Raw genomic sequence first — 19,923 nt, forward strand, 5'->3', positions numbered from 1 at the left:
ACTGGTCGGGTGACCGTGCGACTGGCCGTCCCTACCGACCTGGACGCCCTGGTCGAGGTGGCGGCCGCCACCTTTCCGCTCGCCTGCCCGCCCCACTCGCCGGCGGATGCGGTCCGGCAGCACATCGCCGAGGAATTGTCGCCGGAGCGCTTCGCGGCCTATCTGGCCGACTTGGCCCGCGTGCTGCTCGTCGCCGACGCGGGTCCGGGGGAGCCGTTCGACGGGTACGCGATGGTCGTGGTGCAGGAGCCCCGAGACCCCGACGTGGCCGCAGCGATCCGGGTGCATCCCTCCAGCGAGTTGAGCAAGTGCTATGTGCGGGAGTCCGCCCACGGCACCGGCGTCGCCCATGCGCTCATGTCTGCGGCGCTGGATGCGGCCCGTGACCGTGGCGCCGCCGGGATGTGGGTGGGCACCCACCAGGAGAACGCGCGGGCGCTGCGCTTCTACGCCAAGAGCGGGTTCGAGCGCGTCGGCACCAAGCGGTTCCACCTGGGCGGCACGGTCGAGCACGATTTCGTGCTGGAGCGCGCCCTGCGCTGACCCGGCTCGCTGAGGGAAGCCTCGAAGCGTCCCGCTACGGTGATCGAGCGCGACGACGAAGGAGGATCTCATGGTCGGGGACAGGGCAGAAGACGGGGCGGGCCGGACGTTCCCGGCGGATTTCACCTTCGGGGCGGCGACGGCGTCCTACCAGATCGAGGGGGCGGTCGAGGAGGACGGGCGGGGACCGTCGATCTGGGACACCTTCAGCCACACACCGGGCAAGGTCGACCGGGGCGACACCGGCGACGTGGCCGACGACCACTACCACCGGCTGGAGGAGGACCTCGACCTGCTGCAGTCGCTCGGGCTCGCCGCCTACCGGTTCTCGGTGTCCTGGAGCCGCGTGCTGCCGACCGGCCGCGGACCGGTCAACCAGGCGGGCATCGACTTCTACGGGCGCCTCGTCGACGGTTTGCTCGCTCGCGGTATCCAACCGGTCGCGACGCTCTACCACTGGGACCTGCCGCAGGCGCTGGAGGACGAGGGCGGCTGGACCGTCCGCACCACGGCGGAGGCGTTCCGCGAGTATGCGCGGGTGCTCGCGGCAGCTCTCGGCGACCGGGTCCACACCTGGACGACGCTCAATGAGCCGTGGTGCAGCGCCTACCTCGGCTATGCGAACGGCGTGCACGCCCCGGGCCGGGCCGACCCGCTCGCCGCGCTGCAGGCGGCGCATCACCTGAACCTGGCCCACGGCATGGGCGTGCAGGCGATCCGCGAGGCGCTGCCGGGCGCCCGCTGCTCCGTCACCCTGAACCTGCATGTGTTCCGCCCGGTCGGCGACACCGGAGCGGAGGCGGTGCGGCGGCTCGACGCCGTCGCCAACCGGGTGTTCCTCGGCCCCATGTTGCAGGGCGCCTACCCCGACGACCTGAAGGCGGATACCGCCGCGATCACCGACTGGTCGTTCGTGCGGGCCGACGACCTGCAGCAGATCCACCAGCCGCTCGACGTGCTCGGGGTCAACTACTACTCCAGTAACCGCGTGCGTCTGCGGCCGGATGACACCGGCTCGGTGGACAGTGCGGACGCCGTCGGTCCATCGCCGTTCCCCGGTGCGGAGCAGGTGCAGTTCCTGCCGCCCTCCGGTCCGCTCACCGACATGGGCTGGAACATCGACCCGGCGGGCCTGTCCGATCTGCTGACGAGCCTGGCCGCCACGTACCCGAAGCTGCCGCTGATGATCACCGAGAACGGTGCCGCGTTCCCCGACCGGATCGGCGACGACGGCGTCGTGCACGACGAGGACCGCATCGACTACGTCCGTCGGCACCTGGGCGCGCTGCTCGACGCCATCGACGCGGGCGCCGACGTGCGCGGCTACTTCGTCTGGTCGCTGCTCGACAACTTCGAGTGGGCGCTCGGATACGGCAAGCGCTTCGGCATCGTGCGGGTCGACTACGACACCCTGGAACGCACCCCGAAGGACAGCGCCCGCTGGTACGCCGGAGTGGTCGCGCGTCGAGCCCTCGACGGGCCATGACCTCCGACGCCGACTGGTGGAAGTCCGCCGTCGTGTACCAGATCTACCCGCGCAGCTTCGCCGACTCCGACGGCGACGGGATCGGCGACCTGGGCGGTGTGCTGCAGCACCTGGACCACATCGCGGCCCTCGGCGTCGACGTCGTCTGGCTGTCGCCGGTCGCCCGGTCCCCGCAGGCGGACAACGGCTACGACATCAGCGACTACCGCAGCGTCGACCCGGTGTTTGGCACGCTGGCGCAGTTCGACCTGCTGATCGCCGGCCTGCACGAGCGCGGCATCAAGCTCGTGATGGACCTGGTCGTCAACCACACCTCCGACGAGCATCCGTGGTTCGCCGCCTCGCGTTCGAGCCGCGACGCCCCGCAGCGCGACTGGTACATCTGGCGTGACGCCCGGCCCGGGACCACCCCTGGCAGCCCCGGCGCGGAGCCGAACAACTGGGCGTCGCTGTTCTCCGGTCCCGCCTGGCACTTCGACGGAGCGACCGGGCAGTACTACCTGCACCTGTTCCACCTGAAGCAGCCCGACCTCAACTGGGAGCTGCCGGCGGTGCGGCAGGCGGTGCACGAGACCATGCGCTGGTGGCTGGACCGTGGAGTCGACGGGTTCCGCATGGACGTCATCAACTTCGTCTCCAAGGTGCCCGGCCTGCCCGACGCGCGCCCGGTGCCCGGCCGGACGGTCGCGCCGGCGCAGGAGCTGTACGCGAACGGGCCGCGCATCCACGAATTCCTGGCCGAGCTGCGCCGCGAGGTGTTCGCCGACCGCCCCGGACGGTTCCTGACCGTGGGCGAGATGCCCGGAGTGACGCCCGAGCAGGCGGTGTTGTACACGGACCCAGAGCGGGCCGAGGTCGACATGGTGTTCCAGTTCGAGCATGTCGACATCGACCACGGCCCGGGCGGCAAGTGGGATCACATTCCGCTCGACCGGGTGGCCCTGAAGCAGTCGCTGCACCGCTGGCAGGTCGCGCTGGCGGAGCGCGGATGGAACAGCCTCTACTGGAACAACCACGACCAGCCCCGCGCCGTCAGCCGCTTCGGGGACGACGATCCCGCCTACTGGGCGGACTCCGCCCGGGCTCTCGGCACGATCCTGCACGCCATGCGCGGCACCCCGTACGTGTACCAGGGGGAGGAGCTGGGGATGACGAATTACCCGTTCCGCTCCGCGGCCGATCACCGCGATGTCGAGGCGGTCAACTTCTGGGGCGAGGTGCTGGAGCATCGCCTGGACCAGCAGCAGGCGTTGGCGGCGATGGCGAAGGCCAGCCGCGACAACGCGCGCACGCCGATGCAGTGGGACGCCGGCGAGCAGGCCGGCTTCACGACCGGTCAGCCGTGGCTGCCGGTGAACCCGAATCGAGCGTGGTTGAACGCCGCCGCGCAGGTCGGCGCTCCGGACAGCGTGTTCGCCCACTACGCCGCCCTGATCCGGTTGCGCCACGATCATGCGGTCTTCGCGGACGGCGACTTCACCGGCCTGCTCGAGAACGACCCCGACCTCTGGGCGTTCGTCCGGTCGACCACGTCGCAGCGGCTGCTGATGCTGGCGAACTGCAGCCGGGTGCCCCGCACCCTGGAACTCGGCGACGGCTGGACCGGCGCCCGGCTGCTGCTCGGCTCGGCGGCCGAGACCGCGAACGTGTTGAGGACCGACACCGTCACCTTGGCCGGCTGGGAGTCGCGCCTCTATCTGCTCGGCTGAGCGCTGCTCCGCCTCCGCCTCCGCCTCCGCCTCCGCCTCCGTGCCCGGCGGGCTCAGAGTGCGGCGACGGCCTGCAGGATCCTCGGCACCTCGGTGCGGGTGGTGTAGTCCACGTGCACGTCGGCGAACTGCACGGTGCGGCCAGCGTCCACCACGAGGACCGTCGGGAACGGGATGTCGCCCGTCGAATCCGCGTTGCTGTCGGCCACATCGAAGCCCAGCTGTGAGTGTGCGGCGCGGGCATCTGCGGTCGGCTCGGTCAGGATGCCCAGCTGCCGCACGAGGGCGTTGCCCGGATCGGAGAGCACCGCGAAGCCGAGGTCGCCGTTCTCGACCGCCTGCGCCGACCCCTCCGGGGTCTGCGGGCTGACGGCGACGAGGGCGATCCCGCGATCGGTCAACTGCGGCAGCAGTTCCCGCTGATAGGTCTTCAGCGTGATGTTGCAGTACGGGCACCACGCGCCGCGGTAGAACACGACGACGGCCGGGCGGTCGCCGATCACCTCGTGCAGCGTGGTCGACGTGCCGTCCGCCGTCACCAGCGGTGCGTCGGGCAGGGTGTCGCCGCGTGCGACGGCGCCCGCGGGCGTGCCGGCGGCGTTCAGGCGGGCCTGCTCGTCGGCGAACACGCCGGAGAGCTGCGGCCCGATCTGCGCGGTGAAGCCCTCGTTGAAGACCGCCACCTGCGAGGCGATCGAGTCGGTGGTGGTTGCCTCAGAAGTCATGCCGCGATGCTAGGCAGCGGCGTCTGAGCACCCGCTGGCTGCGGTCATCCGGCGCAACAGGGGCGGGAGGATTTCAGCGGAGGGAGGCCAGCGCGTCCGAGATCGTGTTCGGGCCGCTCGTCAGCTCGAACTGCGAGCCGATCGTGGAGTCGTCCTCCAGTACCGCGACTAGCACGGCGGCGACGTCCGCGCGCGGGACCGAACCGCGCGGCAGGCGCGGTGCCATCTGCACCTGATCGGTCGCCACGTCGTCCGTCAACGCGCCGGGCCGGACGATCGTCCAGTCCAGGCCGCTGGCGCGAAGGGCGGCGTCGGCGTCGCGCTTGGCCTCGACGTACGCCCGCCACACCGGGTCGGTGTCCTCCGGCAGCGGCTCGTCGACGCCCATCGCCGAGACCTGCACGAAACGGGCGATGCCGGCCCGCTTCGCCGCGGCAATCGACTTCAGCGAGCCGCCGAGGTCGACGGTGTGCTTGCGGTCGATGTTCCCGTCGCCGCCCGCTCCGGCGCTGAACACGACGGCGTCCGCCGCCCCGAAGGCGTCGGCGAAGTCGCCGACATCGGCGGATTCGATGTCGAGCGTCCACGGTGCGGCCCCAGCCGCCTCCACCTCCGCCCCGTGCGGCTCCGCCCGGATGGTGCTGCGGACGGAGTGGCCCTGCCCGGTCAGGGCGCGGGCCAGCAGCAGGGCGATCTTGCCGTGGCCGCCGACGATCACGATGGAGCTCATCCCCGCACGCTACCGACAGGGGATGAGCACGAGCCCGTTGCGGAATTTCACAGCCGCGACCTCGGTTCATGTCCTCATGGCCACGCAGACACTCACCATGGAGAACCACAACGAGACCATTGCGGACGGCACGGTGCTCATCGACTTCTGGGCCGCCTGGTGCGGTCCCTGCCGTCAGTTCGCGCCGATCTTCGAGCAGGTCAGCGAGCACCACCCCGACATCAAGTTCACCAAGGTGGACACCGAGGACCAGCAGCAGTTGGCGGGCATGTACGGCATCTCGTCCATCCCCACCCTGATCATCTACCGCGACGGCATCCCGATCTTCGGGCAGCCCGGCGCCCTGCCGGGGACGGCGCTGGAATCGTTGATCGAGCAGGTGCAGGCGCTCGATATGGATCAGGTGCGCACGCAGTGGGAAGAGCAGCAGCGTCAGGCTGAGCTCGCTCCCCAGGGTGGATCCGTTCAGGCCGCATCCGCCCGGACCGGCTCGGCGGAGTAGATCCGCACTCGCAGCCGGTCCTCGTGACCGGCTGCGTCAGCATGCCCACGTACGACGAAGGAGCACATATGAGTGACACCATCACCAACACCGCCGACACCCTCACCATCGGCGGCGACCTGACCGTCAACCGCCTCGGCTACGGCACCATGCAATTGACCGGCGAGGGCATCTGGGGCGACCCGAAGGACCCCGCCGAGGCGAAGCGCGTCCTGCAGCGGGCGGTCGAGTTGGGCGTCAACTTCATCGACACCGCCGACTCCTACGGCCCCTACGTGGCCGAGGACCTGATCCGCGAGGCGCTGCACCCCTATGCCGGCGACGTGGTCATCGCCACGAAGGCGGGTCTCACCCGCACCGGCCCGAACGTGTGGCTGCCCGTCGGCCGGCCCGAGTACCTGCGCCAGGAGGCAGAAATGAGCCTCCGCCGCCTGAAGCTGGAGCGGATCGACCTGTTCCAGTTGCACCGAATCGACGAGAAGGTCCCGCTGGAGGACCAGATCGGCGAGCTGAAGAAGCTGCAGGACGAGGGCAAGATCCGCCACATCGGCCTGTCGGAGGTGTCCGTCGAGCAGCTGCAGGCGGCCCAGAAGATCGCGACGATCGTGTCGGTGCAGAACCTGTTCAACCTCGCGAAGCGCGACGCCGAGCCGCTGCTCGACTACGCCGCCGAGCACGACATCGCGTTCATCCCGTGGTTCCCGTTGGCCACCGGCAAGCTGGCGAAGTCGGGCAGCAAGCTGGACGAACTCGCGACCAAGCACGACGCCAGCCCGTCCCAGCTCGCACTGGCATGGCTGTTGCACCGCTCGCCGGTGATGCTGCCGATCCCGGGCACGTCGACGGTCGCGCACCTGGAGGACAACATCAAGGCGGCGTCGCTGCGACTCTCGGACGACGAGGTCGCCGAGCTGGAGAACGCGGTCTGACCCGCGGGGCCCTCGGTCGGCCCCGGCTACACTGTCGGAGGCTCGCGGGGGCTCCACCCCCCGCGTGTCGCCACGGGCTGTGGCGCAGCTTGGTAGCGCACGTGACTGGGGGTCACGGGGTCGCAGGTTCAAATCCTGTCAGCCCGACTACAGATTCCCGGACCCGTCACGGTCCGGGAATCTTTGGCACGTGCAGATTTGAACCACTGGACAAAACACCCTGGCAGCGCGGATTTCACTTATCGAAACCGGTCATTCGCTCGCCAACTCGGCGAGCATCCGGTAGGTGCGAAGTCGATCGGCATTACCGAGGAGATGCGACCTGGTGAAGACGACATCTGTGGCTCCGGCATCCACGTATCGATGGAACTGGTCGGCGACCTGCTGCTCGTCGCCGATGACGGCGAGGTCGCCGGCGCGCTCGACCCCCTCGAGGTCCATCACGCGCTGATAAGAGGGAATCGCTTCGTAGAGCGCGAGTTCCTTGAGGGCGATTGCGCGCGCCGACTCGGCCTGGGATGTCACGACCCCCATCGCGAACACGATCACCCTCGGCTTCGGCCGCCCGGCGTCCTGCGCCGCGCGAGCGAGCTGCGGGATGATCTCGAGTTTCAGTGTCCTGGGACCGGCCAGAAAAGGGATGATGCCCGACGCGAGCGAACCCGCGACCTTCATGGCCTGCGGCCCCATTCCGGCGATGTAGATCGGGGCCGGCTGGGCGCCGGGAAGCGGAGTCGGCCACGGGGGGGCGGCCGAGACCCGCTCTCCGTGGAAGTCGACGGTTCCCGTTTCTTGCACGCTGTTGATCACGGTCAGCGCCTCGCGCAGCATGCCGATCGGACGGTCGTAGGGGATCCCGAATGCGCGTTCCACGAGGTCGGGCGCCCCGAGTGCCAGTCCGAGACGGAATCGCCCATGGGTGGCGGCCTGGGCGGTCTGTGCTCCCATCGCGAGGGCGAGCGGATGACGGCCGAAGACGGGAACGGCGGCCGTTCCGACCTCGATGCCTTCCACCTCCCTTCCGATGATTGAGGCGAGCGTGATCGCGTCGTAGTCGAATCGTTGACCCACCCAGACCGACGCGAGACCGGCGTCGGCCGCTTCCCGGGCGTGTGCGACGACCGCGTCGACGTAGTTGACTGCGTCGGCCACACCGACCGACACGCCGACAGCGGTCACTGCCTGCTCTGGCCGGTGATGACGATGGCCAGCATCGACGGCTCCGACCCCGGATTACTCCACCGGTGCCAGGTGCCGTTCTGCACGAAGGCGTCACCCGCCTCGAGCCGGGTGCTGGAGCCGTCGCCGAGCCACATCGTCGCGGACCCGGAGATCACGTAGCCGAAGTCGACCGTGTCGGTCCGCTCCAGCCCGTCTGCTCCGTAGTTCGAGAAGAGGCCTGGGAAGATCGACTCGGCTTCGGCCCATTGCGCGGGCGTGGGCGCCTCGCCGGTGAGCGTCGATTCCGGGTCGATTCTGAGTAGGAAAAACCGCCACCCACCGGGGGGTGGGAAGAACGCCGGGTCCCGATGGCGGGACCCGTCGGACGGAAGCGGGACCGGTCCGTCCGATGCGTCGATCGGCACGTTGCCGAAGTAGGGGAATCCGCTCGCGACGAGCTCCGTCGGGTGCTCCTCCCGCACGACGACGGAGCTCCCGTCGGCGATCTCGCCCGTTATGACTACCTTCATGAGTGACTTCCTTCCTTGGGTGAAGCAGCGGTGGATACGACCCATTCGTTCAGATCGCGGAGAAAGCTCTGAGGACGTTCCTGATGGGGCCAATGGCCTCCGGGATGGACGAGCACGCGGTCGGAGGGCCCGGACGTGAGCGTCCGACCGATTGCACCTCGTCGTTCGTTGCGGTAGATCGCAAGTACCGGTGCCCGCAGTGCCCGGAGGACGCGGCGCGCCTCCGATTCGTAGTGCCAGTTGCCTTCGGAGAGGTTGAACTTCTCGAACATCTCCACGACGACGTCCGGTCGGCTCGAGAGCGCGAGTCGACGATGTCTGGCCGCGAGTGCGGCCGGTTCGGGGATCGACGCGATACGATCCGCGACCACTGCCCGAGGATCCTCGACGCGCATCCGTTCGGCCACCAGCTCGAGCTGGCCTCGCTCGTCGTCGGGAACGCCGTAAGCGGGATCGACGACCACGACTCGCGCTGCCAGGTCCGCCCTGGTGAGTGCGAGCTGCGCGACGACTTCGGCTCCTGCCGAGTGGCCGATGAGCATGGCTTCTCGGACGCCGAGGCGGTCGAGCGCCGCCTCGACATCGCTCGCCATTGAGGAGAGGTCGTAGGGCGGATGCTCCGCGGATCGCCCGTGACCTGGAAGATCGAGGGTGATGACTCGGGCGTGATCCTGCAGTGGTGGGACCAGCTCCGCCCAGTCGCTCGAGTCGCACGCCCACCCGTGGACGAGCACGACGACGGGGACATCCCACGCGTCAGCGCCGCGTTTCATCGGATGGTCGGCTACGTAGAGGTCGGTCACCGGGCTCACCTGACGCTCGGCTTCATCGGGCTGGATCATTCGTACCTCCCCATTGAGGGCGCATCACACGTCGAGCTTCAGGGGATCGGCGGCAGTTGGAGGCCCCCGGCGACGTGCAGGACCTCCCCGGTGATGTACGACGAATCGCCTCCAGCCAGGAACGCGACAGCGGTCGCGATCTCCGAGGGCACCGGCGATCGTTTGAGGGCTGACAGAGCGGATTGCCGCGCGACGTAGTCGCTCATCTGCTCGGGAGTGCGCGAACCGGAGACGAACGGGGTCGCGACCAGGCTCGGAGCGACCGCGTTGACACGGATCCCGCGGGGACCGAGCGCGAACGCCGAGGATCTCGTCAGGCCGATGATGCCGGCCTTGCTAGACACGTACGCAGGCGGGCCAGCGGTCGTGTAGGTCCGCGATGCCATGTTGACGATTGAGCCAGTCGACTGGGTGACCCTGAAGCAGGAGGCGAACGCCTGGGTCAGCAGCATCGGCGCTCGGAGGTTGACGGCGAACGCCGCATCCCACTCCTCGACTGTGATGTCGTCGATCGTCGCCCGACTCGGCCTGCCGGCGTTGTTGATCAGGCAATCGATGCCGAGCTTCCACGCATCAGCGGCTCGCACCAACTGGGAGATCTGTGCCGCGTCCGTGAGATCAGCCGTCAGAACGAGCGTGTCGACCCCATGGCGGCTGGCGAGGTCGGCCGCCAGGGCGTCCAACGGATCGGATGGCAGCCCGGAGAGCACGAGCGACCATCCGCGCTCGGCGAGCGTGTCGGCGATTGCCGACCCGAGCCCTCCAGCGGCTCCGGTGATGAGTGCGACGCCACTCGTCTGGAGGTTGGGAGCGCCGTGATCCGTCACTGCGAGTTCTTTCTCACGGCGGTCAGCGTCCACGGCCTTGAGCCGAACATGGCTAGATTCGTTGGAAATCGGCGGCGAGGAGCACTTTTTGCAGGATTCACTACGATTCGACGAAGCCAACGTCGCATTGCTCGAAGCTCTGCGACTCAACCCCCGAGCGCCGTGGGTCGTCATCGGCAGGGCCATCGGCATGGACGGGGTGACTGCTCGGCGCCGATGGACCCGGATCGTCGAGCAGCGAACGGCCTGGACCACGGTGTCGATCGGGAACTGGCCGGGGCAGATCACCGCCATAGTGACCGCGAAGTGCGCGGCGGGCTCGGCTCTATCGGTTGCCCGAGCGCTGGCCGAGAATCCCTGCGTCATGACCATCGAGACGATCATCGGGAGGCAGGACATCCGGTGCACGGTCGTCGTCGATGATCTGCAGACCCTGAGCACGTTCCTCTCGGAGCAGATCGGCGCGATCGTGGGGCTCCACTCCGTCGAGTCCCAACTCGTCGACCACGTCTACGCGCAGGGCAGCAATTGGCGTCCTCGGGCGCTCGACCCGACCGCGGAGAAGGAGCTGAGCTCGATGTCGGCCGATCGCCGCGCACACCCGGACAGGTTGCACGCGATCGACCCAGCGCTGATCAGCCTGCTCGTCGTCGACGCGAGAGCCCCGGCGCTTGTCCTGGCGGAGGCACTCGCGGTGAGCGAGACACTCGTTCGCCGCCGAATTGGCGCTCTGATCGACTCCGGACTGCTCGTCCTTCGAGTGGAGGCCGCGCCTCACCTCATCGGCGTCAGTTACTCCTCAGCGATTTGGTTCTCCTTCTCCGCGCTCGAACTGCATGATGCAGCGAAGCTCCTGTCCACCATTCCCGAGGCGCGATGGACTGTGACGATGGTGGCGGGACGGGCGAACCTGCTTTGCGTGTTCTGGATCCGGGACTTCGCGCGGCTGCACGCGATCGAACGCTCGATCCGAGAGCGATTCGTGAACGTGCAGGTGGTCGATCGCAGTGTTCGACTGCGTTCGGTCAAGCGAATGATGCACCTCCTCGACGACGAGGAATTGACGGTGAAGATCGTCCCTGCTCGGCTGCACGCCGTCGCCAGTGACCGCGGATGACGCGAATGCTGCATCGCGAGCCGTCTGAAGACGAATTGTTCGCACCTTCGCGTTGCACGGGACATTGATCGGCAGTGTTCTCCGCGGCACCGTCACGCGGTGCGTGCCCCCGCTTCACCCCGAAGGACCACGATGAGTGCCCAGCGAGTCAGCATCGCGACCATCTCCCTGCCCGACCTCGAACCGGCGGCGGCTATCGAGCAGATCGCGAACGCCGGGTTCGGAGGGATCGAATGGCGAGTGGAGCCCAGGCCCGGCGCGGTGCGCGACATGGCATCCGCGCACCCGTTTCTCGCTGACGGACATCGCGCGACCATTCGACTCGACGAAGCCCACGCTCGGGACACTGCTGCCGCCACTCGTGCTGCCGGACTGGCCGTCGTCGGCCTGGCTCCGTACGTTGAACTCGGCGACGAAGAGACGCTCGCGACGGCGTTTCGACTCGCGGAGGCTGCCGGCGCTCCTCAGATCCGTCTGCAGGCGCCTCGCCCGGGCCGCACCGGCCTGGGGTACTGGGAGCTGCTCGACCGGTTCCGCGCGTTCTTCTCGATTGCGGCGGCGACCGCTGCGAGGACCGGGATATCGGCGCTGATCGAGATCCACCACCTGACCATCTGCGCGAGCGGCGAACTCGCCCACCGCGTCCTCGCGGACCACGACCCCGATCACGTCGGTGCGATCTACGACGTCGGCAACCTGGTGTGGGAGGGGTACGTGGATCACGAACTCGCCCTCGACCTCCTCGGCACCTATCTCCGACACGTCCACATCAAGAACGCGACGATCTTGCGCGCGCCCGGCGGAACATGGAGACCGGCTTGGACCCCGCTGGAGGATGGCATCGTCGACATCCCTCGATTCGCCGCGCTGCTGCAGCGACGCGGATACCAGGGCTGGATGAGTGTCGAGGAGCTCAGCCAGGACCGCACCCCGACAGATGCGCTCGTGCACAACGCGGATCAACTGCGGGAATGGGGACTCCTACCGGCCAGTGGGGTTCATCGCGATCGATGATGGCTCGTCCACTGGCACACGCGGGCAGGCGTCCGTACGACACTCTCGCGCTGTGCTGCAGCTGGATCTTCCTCGTGTCACTGGACACCTCGATCCTCAACGTCGCGTTACCGAGTCTCAGTGCGGATCTGGGTACGACCCACGCCGGTCTTCAATGGGTCCTGGACGCGTACACCCTCGTACTGGCGAGTCTGCTGCTGTTCGCAGGTGGCCTCGCGGACCGGATAAGACGTGACCGCACCCTTCGACTTGGGTTGACGCTGTTCGCTCTGTCCTTCGACCGTCTCGATTCTGTCCGCAGCCTTCCCCGATCGAGCGGAACGCGCTCGGGCCCTGGGGATTTGGGGCATGTCCACCGGAGTCGCGCTCGCTGTGGATCCGCCTCTCGGAGGCGCGCTCGTCGAGATTGCAGGGTGGCGGACTGTGTTCTGGGTGACCGCTCCACTCGCGGTGGCCGGAGCCGTGCTCGTCGGCTTCATCGTCCCGCGCGCAGCGCCGGCGGAGCCGAGGCGCTTCGACATCCCGGGGCAGCTGCTGATCACGGGGTCCGTCGCTGTTCTCGTGACCTCGCTGATCGAGGGGGACCGGTGGGGACCGTGGCCCTGGCAGGTCGCGGGCTGCCTCCTCTCCGCGTGCGTCTTCGTCGCGTTCGTGGCGGTCGAGTCGCGAGTGCGTAATCCGGTGATCGATGCGGCGTTTCTGAAGCAGCCGTCGTTCTCGGCCGCGGTGCTCACCGCGATCGTGACGTTCGCCAGGTACGGGGAGTCCTTCTCGTGACCACGCTTTACTTTCAGAACGAACGTGGTCTCGCCCGCATCGGCGAAGGCGGCGGCGTCCGCGATCGCGTCGGCGCAGGGCAAGACGGCCGCTCCCGCACCGGCCGGCCCCATCACGACCGGCGACCAGCTCTGCAAGCTCGTCCCCCTCGCCGACGCGCAGGGGTCGCTGGCCGCGAACCCGCCCCTCACGCAGCAGGTGTCGAAGAGCGGCCTCGACAACGAACCCGGCTGTTGGTACACGGACGCCAAGATCACGGAGATCCTCTCCGTCTACCTGTACCTGCTGAAGGACAACCCCTTCGACGGCACGAAGCCCATCATGTCCGGGGCACCGTGAAGGCCGTCGCCGGCGTGGGCGACAAGGCCGGCGTGAACAAGGACGAGTTCGACGTGCTGAAGGGGGACACCGTCATCTCGATCGAGACCGCGGGACCGACCGATCTGACCGAGGACCAGCTGATCGCGGTGGGGAAGCTGTTCGCTTCGCGGCTGTAGACGACCCATCTGCGATCGCGTGTCGGCGACCGAAGCAGGGATCGCCTGCGCGGCGTAGTGCGCGAGCCTGTAAGCAGATCAGACAAGGCTGCTGTCAAGGTCGGTGCCGGGTGCCTCTAGGCACCGAGGCGCCTCGATCCGCTGATGCTGGCCGGGCGGATTACCTCGGCGTGGCCAGTCGCTTCCGCGTCGATGAGTTCTTGCTCAACCCGCTGCGTAGCGCGCAGATCTGGTCGGTCGTCTCGGTGAGCTGCAGTTCCTTCAGCAGCGCGAGCAGGTGATCGTGGTCCAGGGCCACCGTGTATTCCTGTCCTTCGTGACCTCGTGAGTGGGAAGCTCACTGACAGTCACACGGTGGCCTCCCCGCGTTCTACGACGCGAACGAGGGACTCCCGAAACCCCACCACTCCACGGGACGCACCCCTCGCCCGAGTGGTGGCAGCAACACGTCGACTCGCGATACTCGAAATAGCAATGACTGCGCCCGGTTCAGGCTGACAGCTTGCTGTGTTCGAGGCCCCGTCTGCGGCCGCCGATTACTCTGCCAATTGTGCTGACACTGCTGTCGGCGTCGCCATCGGCGCCCGAATTCGACATGACGACGGCTCCCCGCCGTCGCGAAGGATGATGATGTCCACTCGCCGTCCGCCGCTCCTGCTCGCGCTGATCGCACTCGCACTGTCGGCCCTCCTCGTTCCGTCCGGTGTCGCGTCGGCAGCCACTCCGAGCCCCCCGGTGGTGAAGACCACCACCGGGACATTCCAAGGCAGCGCTCCCGACGCCAACGGGATCGAGTCGTTCAAGGGCGTGCCGTACGCCGCGCCCCCGGTAGGTCCGCTTCGCTGGCGCTCTCCCCAGCCGGTCAAGCCTTTGGCAAGCACCCAGCCCGCCACGAGCTTCGGTAACGCCTGCCTCGCCGCGCCCGGTCCGTTCGCGAACCTGCCCAACACGGTCACCGTCCCGCAGAGCGAAGACTGCCTGAACCTCAACGTGTGGACGCAGTCGACGACGAGCACGTCGCCGCGGCCCGTGATGGTCTGGCTGCACGGCGGCGGCTTCGAGTTCGGCGCGTCGGCCGACCCGACCTACGACGGTTCGCTGCTCGCGACGCGCGGCGTCGTCGTCGTCTCGCTCAACTACCGCCTCGGGGTATTCGGCTTCCTCGCCAGTTCCAGCCTGGACGCTCAATCGGGCGGCACGTCTGGAGATTGGGGCCTGCAGGACCAACTCGCGGCCTTGAAGTGGGTTCAGAACAACATCGCCCGGTTCGGCGGGGACGCCTCGAAGGTCACCCTGTTCGGAGAATCCGCCGGAGCACACGCGGTGGGAATGCTCATGACCTCGCCGAAGGCGAAGGGCCTCTTCTCGCGCGCGATCATCGAGAGCGGCGCGTTGTGGGACACCGAACACGGCTCGATCGCCACGCACGCCGAGGCGTTGACGCGAGGAAATCAATTCCTCGACCAATTCGCCGGCCAGGACCCGCGATCGATCCCCGCCGCGGTCGTCAACGCGAAAGCGCCCTGGGACGGTGTTTCCGATCCGACGATCACGGCCTTTGCGCCCAGCATCGACGGCAGCGTGCTGACCGATTCGCCGGGCGACGTCTTTCTCAAGAAGAAGGAGTTGAAGATTCCCATCCTCGGCGGGTGGAACGGGGCCGAGTACTTCATTTTCGCCGGGCGAGCCATCCCCGCCGCCCCGCCCGCAGTGTTCTACTCCGTGGCCAGCAACCTGTTCGGCCCGGCGTGCCTGCCGCAGTTCAAATCGCTGTACCCGCCGACCGACGCGACGAACGCCCAGGCGTCGTCGTTCCAGCTGGACGGCGATATGGGCATCGCCGAGCAGACGTGGGAGACACTCGCGCGCCAATCGGCCGTCGCTCCCAGTTACGCGTACCACTTCACGTATACGTCGGCCTATTCACCCATGCCGATCCATACCGCCGAGGTCCCCTTCGTCTTCGGCACGTTGACGAAAGAGCTGGACGCTCCTGAGGCGACTCCGGCGGCCGCCGACAAGCAGCTCTCGGCGACGATGATGTCGTACTGGACGAATTTCGCGAAACGAGGGAACCCCAACGGTGCCGGTCTTCCGACATGGCCCACGATCGGTTCGGCCGGGTCGCACGTGTTGACCCTGGACAACAACCCCACGGCCACGTCGAACCCTGACCTCGCACGGTTCAGCTTCCTCGCGAAGTACCGCCAGGACGGCCGATTCCCTGCGCAGTGGCGCGCGCTGGGCTCGCCGTATCTCGGGACCTATCAGGGGCCGGGATGTTCCACTTCGACGGCCATCAGATGACGGGCTGCTGAATCACGGTCAGGGCTGAACCGGGGATTCACCGCTCCCTCCGCGCCGGAAGAGCGCTGCCGCCTGGCTGAGGTGGTGGTTCAGCTGTGCCCGCTCTTTCTTCGTGAGTGCGGGCGTGTGAGCTAGAACCGCGCTGTCGGTGCTGCTCGCCGCGCGATCGAGGATGGCCTCGCGCGTCGTCGCCGAGAGCGACACCCGCACCTTTCGACGATCGGCCTCGTCCTGATCGACAGTGAGCGCCCCGGTGGTCGAGGCGGTCTGGACGATCCGCGACACCAGGCTCTGGGCGAGTGCGGTCCGGTCGGTGATCTCGCCGATCGTGGCGCGCGGGTGTCGCGCGATGTCCTCGAGTACGGCCAGCTCGCCCGCATTGACCCGATCGGAGCCGGTGTTCGAGGTCGCCTGGAGCGCGACCTCCCGGATCACCCTCGCGAGGCGGTGGAGCTCGGACGCGCGCACCGGGTCAGTCAATCAGAGGTGATACGTTCCCTCAATCGGATCACTTGTGATGCAGTTGGAGGATCTTGAACGCGTGGAACTGGGGTGGCATCAACCAGGCCGCCGACACCGTCCTGATCGTTGCCGGCGTCGGGGTCCTGATCGTTCGCCAATTCATCTGGCGGTCTGCGGACCCTGCCCGGATGCTCACACCTCCGGTCCTGATCATGGCCGCCGGTCTTGTCTCCCTCGTGATCGAGGTGCACAGCGGACTTCATTGGACGACGGCGGACATCGTCGTCCTCGGTGAACTGGTCCTCGTCGCGGCCACCGGCACGGCCATGGGGCACGTCACGCGATTTCGCGCGCACGAAGGTCAGGTGCAGTACAAGCTGACGGCCAATGGAGTCGTGTTGTGGGCCGCGTTCATCGTGATCCGGCTGGCGAGCCTCTCGCTCGCGTTCCTCCTCGGCGCGACCGCAGCGGATACGACCGGACTCATCCTGATCTCGTTCGGCGTCAACCGCCTGGCGGCGACCCTGGTCGTGCGACGACGCGCTGCTGCCGCAGCCACCGTATCGATCGCCGAATCTCGGTTGCCCGCGGACGCCTCCATCGGGTGATCCGCTGGTGCGGCACGATGGTCGCGTGACGGACGCGGCGGTGCGCTTCAGCGGTGCGATGGCTCAGATCGGCAACAACACAGGGATCGAGGTGCCGCCCGCGGCGCTGGAACAGCTGGGCGGAGGGAAGCGGCCCGCCGTGTCCGTGGTCGTGAACGGGTACGCCTATCGCAGCACGATCGCGTCGATGGGTGGGCGGCACCTCATCTCGTTCTCGTCCGACAAGCGCGCCGAGACCGGGATTCGCGGCGGTGATCCGATCGAGGTGGAGTTGACGCTCGACACCGCGCCGCGGACGGTGGAGTTGCCGCCGGACTTGGCCGCAGCGGTCGATGCCGCAGGAGCGCGTGCCGCATTCGACGCTCTGGCGCCCAGCCGTCAGAAGGCGCATGTGACGAGCGTCGAGGCCGCAAAGGCACCCGAGACGCGGCAGCGGAGAATCGACTCGGTGGTCGTGCAGCTCACCGGGTCCTGACGGCCACGAGGCGACCGCGTCGCGTCTACAGTGCTGCGGATGGCCGACCGTCTGCTGCAGCCGCAGGTCCACGAGGACGGCACGATCACCGTCACCGCGGCGATCCGCATCCGCGTCGCCGATCCGCTCGACCTGCGGGCGAAGATCGCCCTGCCGCAGGTGAACGAGGACGGCGAGCTGACCGTGGGCGACGACGGAGTGCAGCCGGCGATCGCCCGCGCGGTGTCGATCGTGATCGATGCGGCCCCGTTCGGCGCCCTGGGCATCGAGCTGATCAACAACCAGGTTTCCTCCAGCGGAGCGACCGCATTCCATCCGCATCTCGAGTAGCCCTCGCCGGGCGGCACGGGAGGGACACGTCCTAGGCTCCGAGCGTGAGCGACGCCGACGACGAGGCAGTGATCGCGGAAATCCGGGGCCTACTCGGCAGCACCGTCGACCAGCTCGTCGGGGCCGGCGCGCGCGACGAGGCCGTCGCGTCGTTCGTCCCCGCCCGACGGGTGCTGCTCGTGGATCGCCGAGCCTCCATGCAGCCGCTCGGCCGGGCATGGCGCCTGGGCGTCTTCCTGCTGCACCGTGACCGAGTGCTGCGGGCGACCGGGTCGATCACTCGCGCAGTGGAGCCTGGTCATCCGGGGCATCAGGCGGTGTCCGTGGAGCGCCGCCGCGAGCAGCGTGCGGCTGCCTACCGTGCCTTCCCGCTGGGGGAGACGGTCAACTTCGACGCACCCGTCATCGAGCTAGACGCCGACTCGCTCCGCTCCACCGACGGGCCGCTGTTCCTGCGCGAGGGGCGCCCCGTGGTCCGCTGGAACGCGGCGCTCGGCGATGCCGCCGGACGCGACCTGCAGCCCTACCTGGCCGAGTTCGCCGAACTGCTGCTGCACCCGCCCGAGGGCGCCTGAGCCGCGCAGCGCGCAGTGGGCCTCACGTCCAGTAGAGCAGCCGGCTGCCCGGGAGGGTTGCGGCGAGCTCGTCAGTGAACCACTGCCGCATCTCGGTCATCGTCTCGCGTGGATACACGTACTTGACGCCGCCGAACTTGGAGCGCTTCTGCGTGCGCGACTCCTCGTCCATCTCCAGCTTGGTGCGCGGGTACCACTGCAGCAGCACATCCTTGCTGCCGGGCGTGAAGCGGTGAGTGATGATCTCGGCGGTCAGGTCCAGGTCGGCGACGCCGTCGACGGCGGCCGCGACCTGCTGCAGCATCGTGCGGTAGGACTGCTGCCATCCGGGCACGGGCATGACGGGGGCGATCGTGAGGCCGACGCGGTAGCCGGTCTGGGCGACGGCGCGCAGCGCGGCGAGGCGGGCCGGCATGCGGGCGGTGCCGCCCTCGAAGCGGTCCGCGACCTCGGGCGCGTTGATCGAGAAGCGGATGCGGGTGCGGCGCCCGTGGGGGAGTGCGAGCAGGTCGTCGACGCCGTCGAACTTGGTGGTGAAGCGCAGCGAGACGTCGTCGCCGTACTCGCCGCGGCCGACCCGGCTGATCGCCTGCGAGAGCGACCCGGTCAGGTGCTCGATGCCGAGCGGATCGGTGTAGCAGGACAGCTCGAAGGTGGTGCCCTCGTGTCCGCGCGCCTCGGTGCCGCTGGTGATGTGACCCAGCCCGGCGTGGGTGGCGATCGGCGCGAGCACCTGGTCGAGGTTCGCGTAGACGCGGGTGATGGGCGGACCGCCGAGGGAGCCGGCCAGGTAGCAGTACTGGCAGTGCGCGGGGCAGCCGCGGGCCAGGTCGATGCGCCAGTCGGCGCTCGGCGGGATCGGCTGCGGCGAGAGCTGGCTGGGCGGAGCGACGACCACCGCGAGCGTCGCCTTCGCGCGTGCGTAGGTCTCGCGCTCGGTTTCGCCTTTCAGTCCCGTGAGGCGGTTGCCGGAAAGCATGCGGATGTCGGTGACACCGGCTGCTTCGCAGCGGCGCAGGATCTCGGCGGTGTGCGGCAGGCCGGCTGCGGGCGCTGTGACGAGGACGTGCTTAGGCGTCCAGAGCTTGGGCGCAGCTGGCGGATCGGAAGCGCGTGCGGATAGGGCTGAGGCATCGGAGGTAGGGGTGGCCTGGCGGTCGAGCAGAAGTGCTGGCATCGAAGGAGAAAACGCCTGCGACCAGGGATCTCTTCCCCGACACGATCCCCGAAAACGGCTCGTCTCGGGGAGGAATCAGAAGGGGTAGTCGTGGTCTGGCGGTTCGGGGGCGGGGTGGTCGGTGGTGGTGCTGCTCGTCCGACGAGGACGTCGGGTCGGGTGAGCCGGGTGGTGCCCCAGATGGATCGCCATTCTTGGGTGCCGTCGGGGTGGAGTGTGAGGTCCAGCAGCCGTCGTCCTTGATCTGGTGGTGGGTGCGGCAGAGGCAGGAGAGGTTGTCCAGCATGGTGGGTCCGCCGTGCTCGCGTCGGATGGTGTGGTCCACGTCGCAGGTCCCGGCGGAGTGGCTGCAGCCGGGTGCCCGGCAGGTCCCGTCCCGGAGCGTCAGCCAGCGCCGCCACGCGGTCGGGATCCGCTCGGCATGCGCATCCATTCCGGTGAGCGCACCGGTGGTGGGGTCGGTGAACACTCGTGTCCAGTACCCCGCCTCGCCCGCGTGCCGCATCGCGGTCTCGACATCGATCGGCCCGTATCCGGCGACCTCGGCCGGCTCAGCCGACTTCCCGAGCACCGACAGGGCGGGGAGCACGATCAGACAGG

General features: G+C 68.4%; 23 protein-coding genes, 1 tRNA gene and 1 pseudogene. 16 read left to right on the plus strand and 9 right to left on the minus strand.

Translation table 11 applies throughout. The features are described from left to right. Positions 1-9: 9 nt before the first annotated feature. The 3 genes from ACFE7H_RS12755 to ACFE7H_RS12765 all read left to right on the plus strand — a co-directional run bounded on the left by ACFE7H_RS12755 (position 10) and on the right by ACFE7H_RS12765 (position 3,738). Positions 10-543 carry a GNAT family N-acetyltransferase gene (locus tag ACFE7H_RS12755; RefSeq protein WP_375401615.1) on the plus strand — a complete coding sequence of 178 codons (534 nt, stop codon included), beginning with the start codon at positions 10-12 and terminating at the stop codon, positions 541-543. 70 nt (positions 544-613) lie between these two features. Further along, positions 614-2,029: a GH1 family beta-glucosidase gene (locus ACFE7H_RS12760; protein ID WP_375401616.1), complete on the plus strand. Its 1,416-nt coding sequence runs from the start codon at positions 614-616 to the stop codon at positions 2,027-2,029. Further along, entirely contained in the window at positions 2,026-3,738 is a 1,713-nt protein-coding gene (locus ACFE7H_RS12765; protein WP_375401617.1) for an alpha-glucosidase, read from the plus strand. The genes ACFE7H_RS12760 and ACFE7H_RS12765 overlap by 4 nt, the downstream gene beginning before the upstream one ends. Before the next feature lie 53 nt (positions 3,739-3,791). Here ACFE7H_RS12765 and ACFE7H_RS12770 read toward each other — a convergent pair whose 3' ends face one another. Together ACFE7H_RS12770 and ACFE7H_RS12775 are read right to left on the minus strand one after the other, a co-directional pair. Next, a complete protein-coding gene (locus ACFE7H_RS12770) occupies positions 3,792-4,463 on the minus strand; it encodes a peroxiredoxin-like family protein (RefSeq protein WP_375401618.1) in 672 nt (223 codons plus the stop codon). Positions 4,464-4,536: 73 nt separating this feature from the next. Continuing rightward, on the minus strand, positions 4,537-5,193 hold the full coding sequence (locus ACFE7H_RS12775) for an NAD(P)H-binding protein (RefSeq protein WP_375401619.1): 657 nt from the start codon (positions 5,191-5,193) through the stop codon (positions 4,537-4,539). A 76-nt stretch (positions 5,194-5,269) separates the two neighbouring features. Between ACFE7H_RS12775 and trxA the strand changes: the two genes are divergently transcribed. The 3 genes from trxA to ACFE7H_RS12790 all read left to right on the plus strand — a co-directional run bounded on the left by trxA (position 5,270) and on the right by ACFE7H_RS12790 (position 6,771). After that, positions 5,270-5,695 carry a thioredoxin gene (gene trxA / locus ACFE7H_RS12780; RefSeq protein ID WP_375401620.1) on the plus strand — a complete coding sequence of 142 codons (426 nt, stop codon included), beginning with the start codon at positions 5,270-5,272 and terminating at the stop codon, positions 5,693-5,695. Between the two features lie 68 nt (positions 5,696-5,763). Beyond that, positions 5,764-6,624: an aldo/keto reductase gene (locus ACFE7H_RS12785; RefSeq protein ID WP_375401621.1), complete on the plus strand. Its 861-nt coding sequence runs from the start codon at positions 5,764-5,766 to the stop codon at positions 6,622-6,624. Positions 6,625-6,697: 73 nt separating this feature from the next. Further along, positions 6,698-6,771: transfer RNA gene (locus ACFE7H_RS12790), tRNA-Pro, on the plus strand. 105 nt (positions 6,772-6,876) lie between these two features. On the opposite strand, the gene ACFE7H_RS12795 is transcribed toward ACFE7H_RS12790, so the two are convergent. The 4 genes from ACFE7H_RS12795 to ACFE7H_RS12810 are packed head-to-tail and all read right to left on the minus strand — an operon-like array spanning position 6,877 to position 10,368. Further along, positions 6,877-7,803 (minus strand): TIGR03564 family F420-dependent LLM class oxidoreductase, encoded by a 927-nt coding sequence (locus tag ACFE7H_RS12795; protein ID WP_375401622.1) that lies wholly within the window; start codon positions 7,801-7,803, stop codon positions 6,877-6,879. Further along, positions 7,800-8,315 carry a cupin domain-containing protein gene (locus ACFE7H_RS12800; protein WP_375401623.1) on the minus strand — a complete coding sequence of 172 codons (516 nt, stop codon included), beginning with the start codon at positions 8,313-8,315 and terminating at the stop codon, positions 7,800-7,802. Before ACFE7H_RS12800 ends, ACFE7H_RS12795 begins: the two co-directional genes overlap by 4 nt. Continuing rightward, positions 8,312-9,157, minus strand: a complete 846-nt coding sequence (locus ACFE7H_RS12805) for an alpha/beta fold hydrolase (RefSeq protein WP_375401624.1) — start codon at positions 9,155-9,157, stop codon at positions 8,312-8,314. The genes ACFE7H_RS12800 and ACFE7H_RS12805 overlap by 4 nt, the downstream gene beginning before the upstream one ends. Positions 9,158-9,195: 38 nt before the next feature. Then, positions 9,196-10,368: an SDR family NAD(P)-dependent oxidoreductase gene (locus tag ACFE7H_RS12810; RefSeq protein WP_375401625.1), complete on the minus strand. Its 1,173-nt coding sequence runs from the start codon at positions 10,366-10,368 to the stop codon at positions 9,196-9,198. Between ACFE7H_RS12810 and ACFE7H_RS12815 the strand changes: the two genes are divergently transcribed. From ACFE7H_RS12815 to ACFE7H_RS12835, 5 genes and pseudogenes are all read left to right on the plus strand, one after another. Continuing rightward, positions 10,349-11,101: an Lrp/AsnC family transcriptional regulator gene (locus ACFE7H_RS12815; RefSeq protein ID WP_375401626.1), complete on the plus strand. Its 753-nt coding sequence runs from the start codon at positions 10,349-10,351 to the stop codon at positions 11,099-11,101. The genes ACFE7H_RS12810 and ACFE7H_RS12815 overlap by 20 nt on opposite strands. Before the next feature lie 132 nt (positions 11,102-11,233). Next, entirely contained in the window at positions 11,234-12,115 is an 882-nt protein-coding gene (locus ACFE7H_RS12820) for a sugar phosphate isomerase/epimerase family protein (RefSeq protein WP_375401627.1), read from the plus strand. Further along, positions 12,115-12,892: pseudogene (locus tag ACFE7H_RS12825) on the plus strand (MFS transporter). Before ACFE7H_RS12820 ends, ACFE7H_RS12825 begins: the two are co-directional and overlap by 1 nt. A 24-nt stretch (positions 12,893-12,916) precedes the next feature. After that, positions 12,917-13,231 (plus strand): hypothetical protein, encoded by a 315-nt coding sequence (locus ACFE7H_RS12830; RefSeq protein ID WP_375401628.1) that lies wholly within the window; start codon positions 12,917-12,919, stop codon positions 13,229-13,231. Next, entirely contained in the window at positions 13,228-13,389 is a 162-nt protein-coding gene (locus tag ACFE7H_RS12835) for a hypothetical protein (protein ID WP_375401629.1), read from the plus strand. The genes ACFE7H_RS12830 and ACFE7H_RS12835 overlap by 4 nt, the downstream gene beginning before the upstream one ends. A gap of 160 nt (positions 13,390-13,549) precedes the next feature. Here the strand turns inward: ACFE7H_RS12835 and ACFE7H_RS12840 are convergent, their stop codons facing one another. Continuing rightward, on the minus strand, positions 13,550-13,687 hold the full coding sequence (locus tag ACFE7H_RS12840; RefSeq protein WP_375401630.1) for a hypothetical protein: 138 nt from the start codon (positions 13,685-13,687) through the stop codon (positions 13,550-13,552). A 209-nt stretch (positions 13,688-13,896) separates the two neighbouring features. Here ACFE7H_RS12840 and ACFE7H_RS12845 point away from each other — a divergent pair, with 209 nt between their 5' ends. After that, positions 13,897-15,696 carry a carboxylesterase/lipase family protein gene (locus ACFE7H_RS12845; RefSeq protein ID WP_375401631.1) on the plus strand — a complete coding sequence of 600 codons (1,800 nt, stop codon included), beginning with the start codon at positions 13,897-13,899 and terminating at the stop codon, positions 15,694-15,696. 18 nt (positions 15,697-15,714) lie between these two features. Here the strand turns inward: ACFE7H_RS12845 and ACFE7H_RS12850 are convergent, their stop codons facing one another. Then, positions 15,715-16,131 carry a MarR family transcriptional regulator gene (locus tag ACFE7H_RS12850; RefSeq protein ID WP_375401632.1) on the minus strand — a complete coding sequence of 139 codons (417 nt, stop codon included), beginning with the start codon at positions 16,129-16,131 and terminating at the stop codon, positions 15,715-15,717. 98 nt (positions 16,132-16,229) lie between these two features. On the opposite strand from ACFE7H_RS12850, the gene ACFE7H_RS12855 reads away from it, so the two are divergent. The 4 genes from ACFE7H_RS12855 to ACFE7H_RS12870 are packed head-to-tail and all read left to right on the plus strand — an operon-like array spanning position 16,230 to position 18,146. After that, on the plus strand, positions 16,230-16,766 hold the full coding sequence (locus ACFE7H_RS12855) for a hypothetical protein (protein WP_375401633.1): 537 nt from the start codon (positions 16,230-16,232) through the stop codon (positions 16,764-16,766). Between the two features lie 25 nt (positions 16,767-16,791). Beyond that, positions 16,792-17,241 (plus strand): YdeI/OmpD-associated family protein, encoded by a 450-nt coding sequence (locus tag ACFE7H_RS12860; RefSeq protein ID WP_375401634.1) that lies wholly within the window; start codon positions 16,792-16,794, stop codon positions 17,239-17,241. A 39-nt stretch (positions 17,242-17,280) separates the two neighbouring features. Next, a complete protein-coding gene (locus ACFE7H_RS12865; protein WP_375401635.1) occupies positions 17,281-17,571 on the plus strand; it encodes a hypothetical protein in 291 nt (96 codons plus the stop codon). Positions 17,572-17,615: 44 nt separating this feature from the next. Next, the gene (locus ACFE7H_RS12870) at positions 17,616-18,146 is read left to right on the plus strand and encodes a hypothetical protein (RefSeq protein WP_375401636.1); all 531 of its coding nucleotides are present in this window, start codon (positions 17,616-17,618) and stop codon (positions 18,144-18,146) included. Positions 18,147-18,168: 22 nt separating this feature from the next. Here ACFE7H_RS12870 and ACFE7H_RS12875 read toward each other — a convergent pair whose 3' ends face one another. Beyond that, positions 18,169-19,323, minus strand: coding sequence for a spore photoproduct lyase family protein (locus tag ACFE7H_RS12875; RefSeq protein ID WP_375401637.1), 1,155 nt, complete (start codon positions 19,321-19,323; stop codon positions 18,169-18,171). Positions 19,324-19,923: the final 600 nt, after the last annotated feature.

The organism is uncultured Amnibacterium sp., assembly GCF_964250715.1.
Classification (GTDB): Bacteria; Actinomycetota; Actinomycetes; order Actinomycetales; family Microbacteriaceae; genus Amnibacterium.

What these genes read in the sequence shown, in the direction of transcription:
- ACFE7H_RS12810 (WP_375401625.1), bottom strand. Translation starts at nt 10,368, where the DNA reads ATGATCGTCTCGATGGTCATGACGCAGGGATTCTCGGCCAGCGCTCGG.
- ACFE7H_RS12875 (WP_375401637.1), bottom strand. Translation starts at nt 19,323, where the DNA reads ATGCCAGCACTTCTGCTCGACCGCCAGGCCACCCCTACCTCCGATGCC.
- ACFE7H_RS12865 (WP_375401635.1), top strand. Translation starts at nt 17,281, where the DNA reads ATGGCCGACCGTCTGCTGCAGCCGCAGGTCCACGAGGACGGCACGATC.
- ACFE7H_RS12760 (WP_375401616.1), top strand. Translation starts at nt 614, where the DNA reads ATGGTCGGGGACAGGGCAGAAGACGGGGCGGGCCGGACGTTCCCGGCG.
- ACFE7H_RS12775 (WP_375401619.1), bottom strand. Translation starts at nt 5,193, where the DNA reads ATGAGCTCCATCGTGATCGTCGGCGGCCACGGCAAGATCGCCCTGCTG.
- ACFE7H_RS12770 (WP_375401618.1), bottom strand. Translation starts at nt 4,463, where the DNA reads ATGACTTCTGAGGCAACCACCACCGACTCGATCGCCTCGCAGGTGGCG.
- ACFE7H_RS12815 (WP_375401626.1), top strand. Translation starts at nt 10,349, where the DNA reads ATGACCATCGAGACGATCATCGGGAGGCAGGACATCCGGTGCACGGTC.
- trxA (WP_375401620.1), top strand. Translation starts at nt 5,270, where the DNA reads ATGGCCACGCAGACACTCACCATGGAGAACCACAACGAGACCATTGCG.
- ACFE7H_RS12765 (WP_375401617.1), top strand. Translation starts at nt 2,026, where the DNA reads ATGACCTCCGACGCCGACTGGTGGAAGTCCGCCGTCGTGTACCAGATC.
- ACFE7H_RS12805 (WP_375401624.1), bottom strand. Translation starts at nt 9,157, where the DNA reads ATGATCCAGCCCGATGAAGCCGAGCGTCAGGTGAGCCCGGTGACCGAC.
- ACFE7H_RS12785 (WP_375401621.1), top strand. Translation starts at nt 5,764, where the DNA reads ATGAGTGACACCATCACCAACACCGCCGACACCCTCACCATCGGCGGC.
- ACFE7H_RS12820 (WP_375401627.1), top strand. Translation starts at nt 11,234, where the DNA reads ATGAGTGCCCAGCGAGTCAGCATCGCGACCATCTCCCTGCCCGACCTC.
- ACFE7H_RS12800 (WP_375401623.1), bottom strand. Translation starts at nt 8,315, where the DNA reads ATGAAGGTAGTCATAACGGGCGAGATCGCCGACGGGAGCTCCGTCGTC.